13 protein-coding genes, 2 tRNA genes and 1 pseudogene are annotated in these 15,293 nt (G+C 72.3%); 10 read left to right on the forward strand and 6 right to left on the reverse strand.

Features of this window, described 5'->3' with window-relative positions; translation table 11 throughout:
- The first annotated feature begins 43 nt into the window (after positions 1 to 43).
- Positions 44 to 2,188, forward strand: coding sequence for a 4-alpha-glucanotransferase (gene malQ, locus GFJ45_RS06705; protein ID WP_153395448.1), 2,145 nt, complete (start codon positions 44 to 46; stop codon positions 2,186 to 2,188).
- Between the two features lie 22 nt (positions 2,189 to 2,210).
- On the opposite strand, the gene pepN is transcribed toward malQ, so the two are convergent.
- Positions 2,211 to 4,772, reverse strand: a complete 2,562-nt coding sequence (pepN, locus tag GFJ45_RS06710; RefSeq protein WP_153395450.1) for an aminopeptidase N — start codon at positions 4,770 to 4,772, stop codon at positions 2,211 to 2,213.
- A 51-nt stretch (positions 4,773 to 4,823) separates the two neighbouring features.
- On the opposite strand from pepN, the gene GFJ45_RS06715 reads away from it, so the two are divergent.
- Both GFJ45_RS06715 and GFJ45_RS06720 read left to right on the forward strand, forming a co-directional pair.
- Positions 4,824 to 5,471, forward strand: coding sequence for a mycothiol-dependent nitroreductase Rv2466c family protein (locus GFJ45_RS06715; RefSeq protein ID WP_153395453.1), 648 nt, complete (start codon positions 4,824 to 4,826; stop codon positions 5,469 to 5,471).
- Positions 5,472 to 5,484: 13 nt separating this feature from the next.
- Complete coding sequence (locus GFJ45_RS06720; RefSeq protein WP_153395455.1) at positions 5,485 to 5,955, forward strand: ribose-5-phosphate isomerase; 471 nt, start codon at positions 5,485 to 5,487, stop codon at positions 5,953 to 5,955.
- A 36-nt stretch (positions 5,956 to 5,991) separates the two neighbouring features.
- Here GFJ45_RS06720 and GFJ45_RS06725 read toward each other — a convergent pair whose 3' ends face one another.
- On the reverse strand, positions 5,992 to 7,626 hold the full coding sequence (locus tag GFJ45_RS06725) for a BCCT family transporter (protein WP_153395457.1): 1,635 nt from the start codon (positions 7,624 to 7,626) through the stop codon (positions 5,992 to 5,994).
- 212 nt (positions 7,627 to 7,838) lie between these two features.
- Between GFJ45_RS06725 and GFJ45_RS06730 the strand changes: the two are divergent.
- A pseudogene (locus tag GFJ45_RS06730) lies at positions 7,839 to 7,988 on the forward strand (magnesium transporter MgtE N-terminal domain-containing protein); the annotation flags it as partial.
- 101 nt (positions 7,989 to 8,089) lie between these two features.
- On the opposite strand, the gene GFJ45_RS06735 reads toward GFJ45_RS06730, so the two are convergent.
- A tRNA-Gly gene (locus GFJ45_RS06735) sits at positions 8,090 to 8,160 on the reverse strand.
- A 75-nt stretch (positions 8,161 to 8,235) separates the two neighbouring features.
- On the opposite strand from GFJ45_RS06735, the gene GFJ45_RS06740 reads away from it, so the two are divergent.
- The 4 genes from GFJ45_RS06740 to GFJ45_RS06755 all read left to right on the forward strand — a co-directional run bounded on the left by GFJ45_RS06740 (position 8,236) and on the right by GFJ45_RS06755 (position 11,245).
- Positions 8,236 to 8,309: transfer RNA gene (locus GFJ45_RS06740), tRNA-Pro, on the forward strand.
- 83 nt (positions 8,310 to 8,392) lie between these two features.
- Positions 8,393 to 9,772, forward strand: coding sequence for a trigger factor (gene tig, locus GFJ45_RS06745; RefSeq protein WP_153395459.1), 1,380 nt, complete (start codon positions 8,393 to 8,395; stop codon positions 9,770 to 9,772).
- Positions 9,773 to 9,970: 198 nt separating this feature from the next.
- Positions 9,971 to 10,576 carry an ATP-dependent Clp protease proteolytic subunit gene (locus GFJ45_RS06750; protein ID WP_323368717.1) on the forward strand — a complete coding sequence of 202 codons (606 nt, stop codon included), beginning with the start codon at positions 9,971 to 9,973 and terminating at the stop codon, positions 10,574 to 10,576.
- Positions 10,577 to 10,591: 15 nt separating this feature from the next.
- On the forward strand, positions 10,592 to 11,245 hold the full coding sequence (locus GFJ45_RS06755) for an ATP-dependent Clp protease proteolytic subunit (protein WP_153395463.1): 654 nt from the start codon (positions 10,592 to 10,594) through the stop codon (positions 11,243 to 11,245).
- Between the two features lie 75 nt (positions 11,246 to 11,320).
- Here GFJ45_RS06755 and GFJ45_RS06760 read toward each other — a convergent pair whose 3' ends face one another.
- Positions 11,321 to 11,887, reverse strand: a complete 567-nt coding sequence (locus tag GFJ45_RS06760) for a TetR/AcrR family transcriptional regulator (RefSeq protein WP_153395465.1) — start codon at positions 11,885 to 11,887, stop codon at positions 11,321 to 11,323.
- 100 nt (positions 11,888 to 11,987) lie between these two features.
- On the opposite strand from GFJ45_RS06760, the gene GFJ45_RS06765 reads away from it, so the two are divergent.
- Together GFJ45_RS06765 and clpX are read left to right on the forward strand one after the other, a co-directional pair.
- Complete coding sequence (locus GFJ45_RS06765; RefSeq protein WP_228386617.1) at positions 11,988 to 12,374, forward strand: hypothetical protein; 387 nt, start codon at positions 11,988 to 11,990, stop codon at positions 12,372 to 12,374.
- Between the two features lie 194 nt (positions 12,375 to 12,568).
- A complete protein-coding gene (gene clpX / locus GFJ45_RS06770) occupies positions 12,569 to 13,846 on the forward strand; it encodes an ATP-dependent Clp protease ATP-binding subunit ClpX (RefSeq protein WP_153395469.1) in 1,278 nt (425 codons plus the stop codon).
- Here the strand turns inward: clpX and GFJ45_RS06775 are convergent.
- A complete protein-coding gene (locus GFJ45_RS06775; protein WP_153395471.1) occupies positions 13,843 to 14,391 on the reverse strand; it encodes a hypothetical protein in 549 nt (182 codons plus the stop codon). The two genes, clpX and GFJ45_RS06775, sit on opposite strands and share 4 nt — an antisense overlap.
- Positions 14,391 to 15,293, reverse strand: a 903-nt coding sequence (locus tag GFJ45_RS06780) for a DUF58 domain-containing protein (RefSeq protein WP_153395473.1), incomplete at its 5' end; no start/stop codon positions are given. The genes GFJ45_RS06775 and GFJ45_RS06780, both read right to left, overlap by 1 nt.

Below are 15,293 nucleotides of genomic sequence, written 5' to 3' on the forward strand. Positions count from 1 at the left end.
CGTGACCGAGTCCTCCCCGCCTGGGGGCGAAAGGGGAACCACCGTGCCGTCGTCACTGCCAGAGTCCCTCGTCGAGCTGGCCCGCGCCTACGGCGTCGCCACCGACTTCACCGACTGGCAGGGCCGGCCCAGCACCGTCCCGGAGCAGACCATCCGGCGGGTGCTGGCGGCGCTGGACGTACCGGCCGGTGACGACGTCCAGACCGCCACGTCGCTACGGGCGAACCGGGACCGGGAGTGGCGGCATGCGCTGCCGCCCACGGTCGTGACCGTCGCCGGCCGCAGCCAGCAGGTGCCCCTGCACGCCCCCGTGCCTGCCGCGCACCACGGCGCCGAGGCGGGGCCGCAGCCGCGGCTCCTGCTGGAGTCGGGCGAGGAGCGGGTGCTGCCGGCCGCGGAGGGACCCGGTGAGCAGCGTGAGCTGGACGGCCAGACGGTGGCCCGGTGGACGCTGCGGCTCCCCGAGGACCTGCCGCTGGGATGGCACCGGCTGGAGGTGACCGGCGCGGGTGAGCGGCCGGCCCGGGCCACGTTGGTGGTCACCCCCGCCCGGCTGGAGGTCAGCGGCCACGGCTCCGGTGCCGCCGACCAGCGCTGGGGCGTGATGACCCAGCTGTACGCCATGCGCTCAGCGCGCTCGTGGGGGACCGGTGACCTGGCCGACCTGGGCGACCTGGGAGCGTGGGCGGCCGGGCTGGGGGCCGACTTCGTCCTGGTCAACCCGCTGCACGCGGCCGAGCCGGTGCCGCCGATGGAGCCCTCGCCGTACCTGCCGACCACCCGGCGGTTCGTCAACCCGATCTACGTCCGGGTGGAGGACGTGCCGGAGGTCGGCTACCTCTCGGCCGCGGAACGGCAGCTGGTGGAGTGGCACGCCGACGACGCCCGCCGCTACCTGGAGCTGGACTTCCTGGAGCGGGACGCGGTCTGGCAGGCCAAGGAGGGGGCACTGCGGCTGGTGTTCAAGCAGCCGCGCTCGCTGCGGCGGGAACGGGCGTTCCAGGCGTTCTGCGAGGGGGAGGGGCAGGAGCTGCTGGACTTCGCGACCTGGTGCGCCCTCGTGGGCCGGCACGGACCGCGCTGGCGGGACTGGCCGGAGGAGCTCCACGACCCCCGCGGGGAGGCGACGGCCCGGGCCCGCGAGGAGCTGGCCTCCGAGGTGGAGTTCTACTGCTGGCTGCAGTGGGTGCTGGCCGACCAGCTGGCCGGGGTGCAGCGGGACCTGCGTGACACCGGCATGCGGCTGGGTGTGGTCCACGACCTCGCCGTGGGGGTCCACCCCGACGGGGCCGACAGCTGGATGCTCGGGGACGCCCTGGCCCGGGGCGTCACGGTCGGCGCACCACCGGACCAGTACAACCAGCGCGGCCAGGACTGGAGCCAGCCGCCGTGGCGCCCCGACCGGCTGGCCGAGCTGGGCTACGCCCCCTACCGGGCGATGCTGCGCGCGGTGCTGCGGGACGCCGGCGGGCTGCGGGTGGACCACGTGATGGGGCTGTTCCGGCTGTGGTGGGTGCCGCAGGGCAGCTCCCCGGACCAGGGCACCTACGTGCGCTACGACCACGAGGCGATGGTGGGGATCCTGCTGCTGGAGGCGCACCGGGCGGGTGCCCTCGTGGTGGGGGAGGACCTGGGCACGGTCGAGCCGTGGGTGCGCGACTACCTGCGCGACCGGGCGATCCTGGGCACCTCGATCCTGTGGTTCGAGCGCACCGAGCGTGGGCCGATGCCCGCCGAGGAGTACCGCGAGCTGTGCCTGGCCACGGTCACCACCCACGACCTGCCCCCGACCGCCGGCTACCTCACCGGGGAGCACATCCGGCTGCGTGCCGGGCTCGGGCTGCTCACCAGGCCGGAGGAGCTGGAGCGGGCCGAGGACGAGGCCGCCCGCGAGGAGGTGCTGGCCGTGCTGCGCGAGCGCGGGCTGCTCCGGGAGGGCGCCACGGTCGCCGAGCAGGTGGAGGCGCTGCACCGGTACCTCACCTGGACCCCGGCCCTGCTGCTCGGGGTGTCGGTCTCCGACCTGGCCGAGGACCGCCGGATCATCAACCAGCCCGGGACCGCCGACGAGTACCCGAACTGGCGGGTGCCACTGGCCGGCCCCGAGGGGCGACCGCTGCTGCTGGAGGAGCTGTTCGCCCGGCGCTCGGCCCGCCGGCTGGCCCGCACCGTCACCCGGCAGGGGTAGCGGCCGCCCGGGCCGCCACCCCTCAGCGGTCGGCCCGCTGGGCGGCGACCGCCCGGGCGACGGTGTCCCGGTTCTCGGCCATCACCCGCCGCAGCCCCGCGGGCGCGTCGGCGTGGGTGTCCAGCCACCACTGGGTGGCCTCCAGCAGCTCCTGGTCGGCCAGCGCCACCGGGTAGAAGCCGCGCGCCAGCCCCTCGGCGATGTGGTGGGTCCGCTCCTGCCACACGTCGCCGACCTGCTCGTGGAAGCGGGCGCGGTAGGGCTCCAGCAGCGCCGGGTCGTGCACCTGGCCGAAGCCCTGCGCCATGGCCCGCAGCACCGAGTTGGCCAGCCCGGTCTCCTCGACCGCCTCCCGCCAGGCGCGCTCCTTCGCCTCGGGGGTCGGCATCGCAGCCCGCGCGCGGGCGGCCTGCTCGCGTCCGGTGGCGGTGCGGTCCCGCTCCTCCTCGGCAGCGACCAGCTCCTCGCCGGCAGCCCCGGCGGCGGCCAGCGAGACCAGCAGTGCCCAGCGCAGGTCCTGGTCGACGGTCAGTCCCGGCAGCGGGCGGTCGCCGTCCAGCAGCCCCCGCAGCGCCGCGACGTCCGACTCGCGATGGGCCAGCGCCGCCCAGGCGGTGACCAGCTGCAGCTGGGCGTCGCTGCCCGGCTCGGCGCCCTCGGCGGCCGTCCGGAGGCCGGCGGCCAGGTCCGCCAGCACCCCGGCCCGACGCCCGGGGGCGGTGTACAGCTGCGCGGCGGTGGCCACCTGCTGCAGCAGCACCCGTAGCAGGGTGGAGTCGGTCTCCCCTGGCAGCGCGGCCACCACCAGCCGGACGTAGTCGCTGGCCGGCAGCTCGCCGTCCCGCGTCATGTCCCACGCCGCCCCCAGCACCAGCGCCCGCGGCAGCGAGGCCTGCAGCGCCCGCGGTCGGGAGAGCGCGGTCGCCAGCGAGTGCTCGTCCAGCCGCACCTTGGTGTAGGCCAGGTCGTCGTCGTTGACCAGCAGCAGGTCCGGCATCCGGGTGCCCACCAGCTGCGGCACCTCGGTGCGCTCGCCGTCGACGTCGAGCTCGATGCGCTCGGTGCGCACCAGCCGGTCACCCTGCAGCTGGTAGCAGCCCACCGCCAGCCGGTGGGGGCGCAGCACCGGGTGCGCCTCGGCCGCGGTCTGCTCGATCGCCGCGGCCGTGATGGTGCCGTCGGCGTCGCTGACCGTCAGCACCGGCCGCAGCGTGTTGACCCCGGCGGTCTGCAGCCACAGCCGGGACCACGTCGCCAGGTCGCGCCCGGAGGTGCGTTCCAGCTCGGTCAGCAGGTCCTGCAGCGTGGTGTTGTCCCAGGCGTAGGCGGCGAAGTAGGCGCGCAGCCCCTCACGGAAGGCATCCCGCCCGACGTAGGCCACCAGCTGCTTGAGCACGGAGGCGCCCTTGGCGTAGGTGATGCCGTCGAAGTTCACCTCCACGGCGTTGAGGTCGACCATGTCGGCGGCCACCGGGTGGGTGGAGGAGAGCTGGTCCTGCTTGTAGGCCCATGCCTTCTCCGCAGTGGCGAAGGTGGTCCAGGCGTCCCGCCATCCGGTGACCTCGGCCTGGCAGGTGGTGGACGCCCACTCGGCGAAGCTCTCGTTGAGCCACAGGTCATCCCACCACCGCATGGTCACCAGGTCGCCGAACCACATGTGAGCCAGCTCGTGCAGGATCGTCAGCGCCCGGCGCTCCACGACCGCCTCCGGCACCCGGCTGCGGAACACGTAGCTCTCCACGATGGTCACGCACCCGGCGTTCTCCATCGCGCCCATGTTGTACTCCGGCGTGAAGACCTGGTCGTACTTGGCGAACGGGTACGGGTGGTCGAACTCCTCCTCGTAGAAGGCGAACCCGGCCTTGGTGACGGCCAGGATCTCCTCGGCGTCCAGGTAGGGGCGCAACGAGCGGCGGCAGAACACACCCAGCGGGACGGTGCCGTTGCGGGTGGCCACCTCGTCCCGCACCACGTCGTAGGGGCCGGCGACCAGCGCGGTGATGTAGCTGGAGATCCGCGGGGTGGGGGAGAACTCCCAGCGGGCCGCCTCCCCGCCGCCGGCGGCGGACTCCGGGGCCGGCACCGACTCCGGGGTCGGCTGGTTGGAGATCACCTGCCAGTGCGCGGGGGCGGTGACCGTCAGCTGGAAGGTGGCCTTGAGGTCCGGCTGCTCGAACACGGCGAACACCCGGCGGCTGTCCGGCACCTCGAACTGCGTGTAGAGGTAGACCTCGCCGTCGGCCGGGTCCACGAACCGGTGCAGCCCCTCACCGGTGTTCATGTACCCGCCGGTGGCGTCCACCGTCACCGTGTTGCGGCGCTGCAGGTTCGGCAGCCGGATGCGGGAGTCGACGTAGACCTGCTGCGGGTCGAGCTGCTCACCGTTGAGCTCGACCGACTCCACGGAGCGGGCGACCAGGTCCAGGAAGGTCTCCGCCCGCGGCTCGGCGTCGAAGTCGACGGTCGTGGTGGTGCGGAAGGTCTCCTCGCCGCGGGTGAGGTCCAGCGCGATGGCGTAGGACCGCACGGTGAGCAGCTGCGAACGCTGACGAGCCTCTTCGCGGGTCAGGTTCGTTCCGGGCATGCGGGCGCCTCCTGGCGTCAGGGGAGAATCGGTCGGTGCGACGATGGTGTCATGACGACTGAGACGACCCCGCAGCGCACCGCGGCCGAGATGTGGTTCGACCCGACCTGCCCGTGGGCCTGGATGACCTCCCGGTGGCTCATGGAGGCCGCCACGGTCCGCGACCTGGACATCACCTGGTCGGTGATGAGCCTGGCGGTGCTCAACGAGGATCGGGAGCTGGACCCGGACTACCAGCGCCGCATCCAGCGCTCCTTCGGGCCGGTCCGCGTCATCACCGCCGCCGTGGAGGAGCACGGCGGCAGCGCCGAGGAGGCGAACCAGCTGCGCAAGCGCCTCTACGACGCCTACGGCACCCGCATCCACGGGCAGGGCCGCGGCACCGGCGACCTGCCCACGGTCACCGCAGAGGTGCTGGAGGAGGTCGGCCTCCCGGCCGAGCTGGCGCAGGTGGCCGACGCCGAGGAGCACGACGCGGCGGTGCGCCGCAGCCACCAGCGCGCGATCGACCTGGTGGGGGACGACGTGGGCACCCCCGTGGTGGCCGTCGAGGGCGTGGCCTTCTTCGGTCCGGTGGTGACACCGGCCCCCAAGGGTGAGGCCGCCGGCCGGCTGTGGGACGGCTGCCGGCTGGTGGCTGGGACCCCGGGCTTCTTCGAGCTCAAGCGCACCCGCACCGCCCGACCCGACTTCAGCTGAGAGCGAGGACCCTGTGCGCATCCACATCGGTGGCGACCACGCCGCCTACGAGCTGCAGGAATCCCTGGTGGCCTGGCTGGCGGAGCAGGGCCACGAGGTGGTCAACCATGGGCCGCGTCACTACGACGCCGTGGACGACTACCCCGTCTTCGTGCTCCGCGCCGCCGAGGCGGTCGCCGCCGACCCCGACTCGCTCGGCCTGGTGCTGGGCGGGTCCGGCAACGGCGAGCAGATCGCCGCCAACAAGGTGGCCGGGGTGCGGGCGGCGCTGTGCTGGGCCCCGGAGCTGGCCACCCTCGCCCGGGAGCACAACGACGCCCGGGTGCTGTCGCTGCCGGGGCGCTTCACCACTGAGGAGGAGGCCCGGGCGATCGTGACCGCCTTCCTGCAGACCTCCTTCTCGGGGGAGGAGCGGCACCAGCGGCGCATCGACATGGTGCGTGGCTACGAGCAGGACGGGACGCTGCCGGACCTGCCGCGCTGATAGCAGCCGCGGTCCGCGGCCCGGCCGGTCACTCGCTCACTCGGCCGACGTCGCCGGTGCCTGCTCGCTCTCCGGCTGGCGTTCCCGTCGGGCGGCGCGCCGCTCCTGCCGCCGGATCTGCCGCTCCGACATCAGGTCCCGCTCGCTGCGGAAGCCGACCAGCAGCGCGAACAGCATCGCGAAGACCAGGATGAAGATGGGCAGCCCGATGACGGTGATCACCTCCTGCAAGGCCGTCAGGCCCGCCTCGCCGCCGAGGACGATGAGGGAGGCCGCGAGCGCACCCTCGGAGACGCCCCAGAAGACTCGCTGCCGGGTCGGCCCGGACTCCTCGGTGCCGGCGCAGAGCATGTCCACCACCAGCGAGGCCGAGTCCGAGGAGGTGGCGAAGAACAGCGCCACGATCACCACGCCGAGGCCCTGCAGCAGGGTCGTGCCCGGGAAGTGCTCGAAGAAGGCGAACATCGCCAGCGGCACGCTCTCGGCCACCGCGGCGGAGATCTCGCCACCGTCACCGCCGATGCCGTCGATCTCCATCGCCGACCATCCGAACACCGTGAACCAGATCAGCGTGAACGCCGACGGTGCCGCCAGCACGCCGACCACGAACTCCCGCACGGTCCTGCCCCGGGAGATGCGCGCCAGGAAGACCCCCATGAAGGGTGACCAGGTCACCGTCCAGGCCCAGTAGAAGACGGTCCAGCCGCCCTGCCAGCCCCAGCCGCCGTCGTCGGTGTAGCGGGCCATGGCGTCGTTCCAGAACGAGAGCGGGATCAGGTTCTGCGCGTAGATGCCGATGGTCTCGATCAGCTGCCGGGCCAGGAAGACGGTCTCGCCGGCGAAGAAGATGAACAGCATCAGCAGGATCGCCATGCCGATGTTGAGGTTCGACAGCCGCCGGACACCCTTGTCGAGGCCGGCCACGATCGAGCTGACGGCGACCATCGTCAGGACGGTGATGATGATGACCTGCAGCCAGACGGCGTCGGGCACCCCGGTGAGGGCGTTGAGGCCGGCGCTGATCTGGGAGGTGCCCAGGCCCAGCGACACCGCGAGCCCGAACAACGTGCCCAGCACCGCGAAGATGTCGATCGCCCGGCCGATGGGGCCGTGGATGCCCTCCTTGAGGAAGGGGTAGAACACCGAGCTGACCCGCATCGGCAGCTGGTAGCGGTAGATGAAGTAGCCGAACGCCAGCCCCGGCAGCGTGAAGATCGCCCAGGTGTGCAGGCTGAGGTGGTAGAGCGAGAACGCCATCGCGTCCTGGGAGGCGGCGACGCTGTAGGGCTCCAGGTTGCGGGGCGGGCTCGAGAAGTGCGAGATCGGCTCGGCCACCCCCCAGAACATCAGGATGGTGCCGATACCGCCGGCGAAGAGCATCGCGAACCAGGAGAAGTTGTCGTACTTGGGACGTTCGTCCGGCCCGCCGAGGCGCAACGAGCCGAACCGGCTGAACGCCACCCAGATCAGGAAGATCACCCACGTGGTGACCCCGAGGATGAAGAACCAGCCGAGGTTGGTGACGACCCACTCCCGCCCGCTCGAGAACGCGCTCCCGATCGGTCCCGGGAACGACAGCAGGATGATGAGGATCAGCACCATCAGGCCCGCCGACCAGAAGAAGATCGTCGGGTTCGTCCGGAGTCCAAGCCTGCGCGCCAGGTCGTCCATCGTGCCGGTCCTTTCGGTCGGTCGATCGGCGGACGCCGTACCCGGTGGGCGTCCTGACCGGCAAGCATGATGAAGTCGGTACGCGTTGTCCACCACAACCGCTGGCGGGCCGGAAGAATGGGGCGCCGCCACCGAACCCGGCAGGACACGTGAGACCGACCTGAGCCGCGTGATCCGTCGCGCCGACCTGCGGGCGCCGGCACGCGCAGGCGCTGCGCTCGGAGGCGGTCGCCCGGGTGGTCTCGGATCTCCACCCCGACGACCGGGCACAGCTGCTCGACGAGCTGCCGGCAGGGGTGGCCTTCCGACTGCTGAGCCGGCTCCCCGCCCACGAGCGACAGATGACCGTCGGCCTCCTCGGTTACCCCGAGGAGTCGGTCGGCCGCCGGATAGCGCCGTCCATCCCGCTGCTCATCGGCACGGGCGGCAACGTCGGCGACCAGGTCGCGGCGGTGAGGCGACGAGCGGGTGACGGGAATCGAACCCGCACCACCAGTTTGGAAGACTGGGGCTCTACCATTGAGCTACACCCGCATGCCGGGCGGCCATACGCGCTCGGCGAGCGACTACTGTACTTCCTCGGCGCGGTCGCGGAGGCCGCGGGTCGCGCGGGGTATGGCGCAGCTTGGTAGCGCGTCCGCTTTGGGAGCGGAAGGCCGCCGGTTCGAATCCGGCTACCCCGACCGATACCATGGAGCGGATGCCTGGCCGCCTGGCGCGTCGCCGGGCCGGCCCGAGACCTCAATCCGATCCTGGAGTGCCCGTAGTGAAGAGTGCCGTCGAGACCCTGAACCCCACCCGGGTGAAGCTCACCGTAGAGGTCACCTCCGAGGAGCTGCAGCCCCGGCTGGATGCGGCCTACAAGTCGATCGGGCAGCAGGTGAACGTGCCGGGCTTCCGCCGCGGCAAGGTCCCCGCCCGGATCATCGACCAGCGCTTCGGCCGCGGCGCCGTGGTCCAGGAGGCCGTCAACGAGGCGCTCCCGGAGTTCTACACCCAGGCGCTGCGCGAGAACGACATCCACCCGCTGAGCCAGCCCGAGGTCAACCTCACCGAGCTGCCCATCGAGGACGGCAAGGAGCTCAGGTTCGACGCCGAGCTGGACGTCGTGCCCGACTTCGAGCTGCCCGACTTCTCCGGCATCGAGGTCACCGTGGACCCGGTGACCGTCTCGGAGGAGGACGTGCAGACCCGGCTGGACAACCTGCGGGCCCGCTTCGGGACGCTGCAGGGTGTCGACCGGCCCGCGCAGGACGGTGACTTCACCTCCATCGACCTGACCGCCACGATCGACGGTGACGAGATCGACTCGGTGACCGGCGTCTCCTACGAGATCGGCTCCGGCACGATGCTGGAGGGCCTCGACGAGGCCCTCATCGGCCACCGCGCCGGTGACACCGTGGAGTTCCGCTCCCCGCTGGCCGGTGGCGACCGCGCCGGCCAGGAGGCCGACGTCACCGTCACGCTCCAGTCCGTCAAGGAGCGGGAGCTGCCCGAGCTGAACGACGAGTTCGCCCAGCTGGCCTCGGAGTTCGACACCCTCGAGGAGCTGATGGCCGACCTGCGCCGGCAGGCCGAGCAGGCCGCCCGGTTCGAGCAGGGCGTGCAGGCTCGCGACAAGGTCCTGGACGCGATGCTCGAGATGATCGAGATCCCGGTGCCGGAGAACCTCGTCGAGAAGGAGGTCAACGACCACCTGGAGCGCGAGAGCCGGCTGGAGGACGACGAGCACCGCGCCGAGGTCACGGAGAGCACCCGCAAGTCGATGCGCACCCAGTTCCTGCTGGACGCCCTGGTGCAGGCCCGTGAGGTCGATGTCAGCCAGAACGAGCTGGTGGAGTACCTGCTGATGACCGCGCAGCAGTACGGCATGAACCCCAACGAGTTCGCCCAGCAGGTCGACCAGCAGGGCCAGGTGCCGCAGCTGATGGCCGAGGTGGGGCGTCGGAAGGCGCTGGCCGCCGTGCTGGAGGAGGCCGCCGTGACCGACACCGAGGGCAACGCGGTCGACCTCGACGAGCTCACCGCCGAGGAGGAGCCCGAGGGCCAGGACGCCCAGGCCCAGGGCGAGGCGGCCGAGGACGCCGCGGCCCGGGAGGAGACCGGCGACACCGACGAGCCGGAGGAGTCCGGCGCCCGCGCCTGACGCCGCTACCGGCAGCCACGACGCCCGCCCCCGCAGCAGCGCGGGGGCGGGCGACGGCTGTCAGGGGGCTCCCGTGGCTGTGCGCTGACGGCGAACAGCGGCCCCGGGCGGGACTGCCGCCGGAGTCCCGGACGTTAGGGTCACTGACGAAGGACGCGGCCCGAGGCCGCGACCGCCCTCGAGGAGATGGAGCAACAGGTGAGCAACAGCGAGATCGTTGCGGCCGGCGACCCCGCCGTCGCCGGGCTGGACGACCAGATCTACAACCGCCTCCTGAAGGAGCGGATCATCTTCCTCGGCTCGGAGGTCCGGGACGAGAACGCCAACGCGATCTGCGCCCAGCTGCTGCTGCTGGCGGCCGAGGACCCGGAGAAGGACATCTGGCTGTACATCAACTCGCCGGGTGGTTCGGTCAGCGCCGGGATGGCCATCTACGACACCATGCAGTGGGTGCCCAACGACGTCGCGACCGTGGCGATGGGGCTGGCAGCGTCGATGGGGCAGTTCCTGCTCTCGGCCGGTGCCCGCGGCAAGCGGTTCGCCACCCCGCACGCCCGGGTGATGATGCACCAGCCCTCGGGCGGCATCGGCGGCACGGCCAGCGACATCAAGATCCAGGCCGAGCAGATGCTGCACATCAAGAAGGAGATGGCCGAGCTCATCTCCCAGCACACCGGCCAGAGCGTGGAGCAGATCGAGCGCGACTCCGACCGCGACCGCTGGTTCACGGCGCAGCAGGCCAAGGAGTACGGCTTCGTCGACCACGTCTACGAGCGCTCCGGTGACGCCGGCGCCCAGGCCTGAGACAGGAGAGCAACCATGACCCACCTACCGGACGCCACCGCGTGGAGCGCCCCGAGCAGCCGCTACATCCTGCCGCAGTTCGAGGAGCGCACCTCCTACGGGATGAAGCGGCAGGACCCGTACACCAAGCTGTTCGAGGACCGCATCATCTTCCTGGGGGTCCAGGTCGACGACGCCTCGGCCGACGACATCATCGCCCAGCTGATCGTGCTGGAGTCCCAGGACCCCGACCGCGACATCGTCATGTACATCAACAGCCCGGGTGGCTCGTTCACGGCGCTGACGGCCATCTACGACACCATGCAGTTCATCCGTCCCGACGTGCAGACCTTCGTCGTGGGCCAGGCCGCCTCCGCCGCGGCCGTCCTGCTCGCGGCCGGTGCCCCCGGCAAGCGGTACGCGCTGCCCAACGCCCGGGTGCTGATCCACCAGCCGGCGCTGGCCGGCGGTGACTACGGGCAGGCCTCCGACATCGAGATCCAGGCCAACGAGGTGCTGCGGATGCGGATCTGGCTGGAGGAGACCTGGGCCAAGCACTCCAGCAAGCCGGTGGAGCAGGTTCGCCAGGACATCGAGCGGGACAAGATCCTCACCGCCGAGGACGCGCGCGAGTACGGCCTGGTCGACCAGGTCCTCCAGTCGCGCAAGGCCTCCCTCACCGACAGCTGACGGCAGCGGCGGCCACCGCCTGCACGGCGTGCCCGTCCCGGGAACCGGGGCGGGCACGCTCACGTGCACGCGGCGTCAGGGGGCGAGGTGGGCCAGGGCCCCGCGGGCCAGCACGGCCACCTCGGCGGGCTCCCGCGCCGGCAGCACGCCCGCCAGCGCCAGCGTGGCCAGGCCGTGGGCGATGCTCCAGGCCCCGAGGGCGAGCGGGTCCGACGTGGGTGCCGCCGCGAGGTCGGTCTCCCGCTCCGGTGCGAACCCCGCGACGCCGGTCATCAGGGTGCGCGCCAGCTCCTCCCGTGCCGCGACCAGCTCGGGGTCGTCCTCGTCGACCAGCCCCGGACGGAACAGCAGCTGGAAGCGCGCGGGCTGCTCCACGGCGTAGCGGACGTAGGCCACCCCCGCCTCCAGGAACCCCTGCTCGCCGCCGGTCGCCACCGCTGCGGCGAGCCCGTGGTAGCCCTCGGCCGCCAGCGCCGTGAGCACGCCCCGCCGGTCACCGAAGTGGTGCCGGAAGGCGGTGTGGCTGACGCCGGCCTGCCGGGCCACCGCCCGCAGGCTCAGCGCGTCCACCCCGTCCCGGGCGACGACCTCGGCCGCCGCCTGCAGGACCGCGCGTCGCAGGTCGCCGTGGTGGTAGGGCACACCGAAAACTTACCACTGGTCATATCGCCGTGAATGGCGTAATCTTTCCAGCGGTAAGTTCCTGCGCTCCCTGGAGGCCGCCATGCTCTCTGCTGCTGCCGTGACCACCGCTGCGACCGTGTTGCTGGCCGCGACCACCATCACCACCGGCGGGGCGTTCCTGCTGCGGGTGACCCGTGGCCAGGCCCCCGCCAACGACCTGCAGCGCTCCTTCTACCGCGCCGGCCACGGTCACGCCGGCATGTTCATCACGCTGGGCCTGGTCGTGCTGCTCCTGGTCGACCTGGCCGGGGTCGGCCAGCCGTGGCGCCTGCTGAGCACCGGAGTGCTCTGGGCGGCCGTGCTGATGCCGGCCGGGTTCTTCCTCTCGGTGCTGGGGAAGGACCCGCAGCGACCGGGGCGGCTGGTGGCGCTGCTGTGGCTCGGGGCGGCCGCGCTGGTGCTCGGGCTGGTGTCCGCGGCCGTGGGCCTGCTGCTCACCGGCTGAGGCGCCCGCCCGCCTCCCGCCGCTGCTGGGCCGGCTCGTGGTGCCGGTGGGCCGGTCGCGCGGGTTGCGCTGACAGCGGACAGTCGCCGGAACACGCCAGCACACGCCACAAAAGGCTGTCCTGCGTCGGGTGGGCGAGGTAGCGTCGGGGCCAGGCGCCGGAGGGGCGCTGCACCCGCGACGAAGGGAACCGCGTGGCACGCATGGGAGAGAGCAGCGACCTGCTGAAGTGCTCCTTCTGCGGCAAGAGCCAGAAGCAGGTCAAGAAGCTCATCGCCGGCCCCGGGGTCTACATCTGCGACGAGTGCATCGACCTGTGCAACGAGATCGTCGAGGAGGAGCTGGCCGAGTCCAGCGACCTCGGCCTCGGGACGCTGCCCAAGCCGCGGGAGATCTACGAGTTCCTCGAGCAGTACGTCGTCGGCCAGGATCCGGCCAAGCGGGCGCTGGCGGTCGCGGTCTACAACCACTACAAGCGGGTGCAGGCGGGGGAGACCCGGCGCGGCGAGGACGGCGTCGAGATCGCCAAGTCCAACATCCTGCTCATCGGCCCCACCGGCTGCGGCAAGACCTACCTGGCGCAGACGTTGGCCCGGATGCTCAACGTGCCCTTCGCCATCGCCGACGCCACCGCGTTGACCGAGGCCGGCTACGTCGGCGAGGACGTCGAGAACATCCTGCTCAAGCTCATCCAGGCCGCGGACTTCGACGTCAAGAAGGCCGAGACCGGCATCATCTACATCGATGAGATCGACAAGATCGCCCGCAAGAGCGAGAACCCCTCCATCACCCGGGACGTGTCCGGGGAGGGGGTGCAGCAGGCGCTGCTGAAGATCCTGGAGGGCACCACCGCCAGCGTCCCGCCGCAGGGCGGGCGCAAGCACCCCCACCAGGAGTTCATCCAGATCGACACGGCCAACGTGCTGTTCATCGTCGGTGGCGCCTTCGCCGGGCTGGAGAAGCTCATCGAGGCCAGGGCCGGCAAGCACGGCCTGGGCTTCGGGGCCGAGCTGCACTCCCCGAAGGAGCCGGCCGAGCACTTCGAGGACGTGCTGCCGGAGGACCTGCTGAAGTTCGGCCTGATCCCCGAGTTCATCGGGCGGCTGCCGGTCATCACGTCCGTCTCCCCGCTGGACCGGGACGCCCTGGTCAGCATCCTCACCGAGCCCCGCAACGCCCTGGTCAAGCAGTACCAGCGGATGTTCGAGATCGACGGGGTGGAGCTGGAGTTCGAGCAGGAGGCCATCGAGGCGGTCGCCGAGCAGGCGTTGCTGCGGGGGACCGGCGCCCGCGGGTTGCGCGCCATCCTCGAGGAGGTGCTGCTGCCGGTGATGTTCGACGTCCCCAGCGACGACAACATCGCCCGGGTGGTCATCACCCGCGAGGTGGTCCTCGAGAACGTCAACCCCACGATCGTGCGCCGCGACACCGGCCGTCCCCGGAAGCGCAACCAGCGCAAGGAGTCGGCCTAGCCCCCGGACGCAGCGCGGGTGACCTGCCGGTAGTGGGCCGCCAGCCCGGCGGCGACGACGGCGAACCCGGCCACGAGCGAGGCCGCCCCCGCGCTGGGGGCGACTCCGACCAGCAGCGCGGCGGCTCCCCACCCCAGCGGCGCGAGCCCGGCCAGCACCGCCGTCCGCGCTCCGTAGCGGCGCCATACCGGCGCCGGCAGCCTCGCCCCGGCGGGCACCGCCGCGACCAGCGCTGCGGCGGTGTGGAACAGCAGCAGGCACCAGGCCGCGGGCACCACCCACGGGGTGGGCACCCGGCTCGCGCCCGTCTCGACGCCCGCGACCCAGACCCCCAGCAGGTAGAGCACCACGAACGCCGGCAGCCCGGTGTGCGGGTTCAGCGCCGCGAGCACGCCCAGCGCCACCAGCACCACGACCGCCAGCAGGGCGGTGCTGCCCGCCGCCAGGGCCACCAGCGCGAAGGTCAGGGCGCTGACCACCATCGCCCCCCGGAGCGCGAGCTGGTGGCTGCTGGCATGACGCACGTCCTGGAGCAGCTCGCGCATCAGCCCCGTCCTCCCGGGCGGCGGGCGAGCCGGATCAGCACCAGGTCCAGGCTGCCGGGCCCGCGCCAGGGCACGACCGGCACGCCGGCGGCCTCGACCCGGCGGATCTCGCGCTCGCGCTCCAGCAGCCGTAGCCGCCAGGCCAGCTGGCCCACCGCGTCGTCGCCGGTCGGCGGCTCCACGTCCGACACGAGCGAGTCGATGACCAGCACCGTCATGCCGCTGCGGGCCAGTGCGGCGGACACGGCCAGCACGTCGGGGGAGACCATCGCCGAGACCAGCACCACCAGGCACCCGGGGGTGAGGTGGTGGCGCAGCAGCCGCCCGTCGACGTACTCCTGCGGGCCGGGCACGACCTGGGCGAGGGTCTCGAGCAGCCGGCGGGCATGGCGCCGGCCGCTGCCCGCCGGTACCCGCGTGGGGGTCCGGGAGGAGAGCACCTGCAGGCTGACCCGGTCGCCCTGGTGGGCGAAGTGCTCGGCCACCGCTGCCGCCGCCCGCACCGAGTGGTCCATGCTGCTCGGCGCTCCGTGGACGCCGCCGGACGCGCCGAGGTCGTAGTGGGCGTCCACCACCACCACCACGTGGGTGTCCTGCTCGGCGTAGGTCGTGGTCACGTGCAGCTCACCGGTGCGCAGCGACCGGGGCCAGTGGATCCGGCGCAGCCGGTCACCCCACTGGAACGGCCGGATCGTGGCGAACTCGCTGCCCTCACCGCGCCGGGCGGCGCGGTGCAGCCCCACGATGCCGCGCGGGTGGGGGGCCGGTGCGCGGCTGTCGAACACCAGCGGTTGCGGCACCACCCGCAGCAGCTGCTCCGGCAGCGGCTCCGGGCCCCACCGCCAGGCTCCGAACGGGCTGGCGGCCGACGTCGGCCGGGGCGTGGCGGTGTTCGTCGACGA

The organism is Ornithinicoccus halotolerans, assembly GCF_009602535.1.
Taxonomy (GTDB): Bacteria; Actinomycetota; Actinomycetes; order Actinomycetales; family Dermatophilaceae; genus Ornithinicoccus; species Ornithinicoccus halotolerans.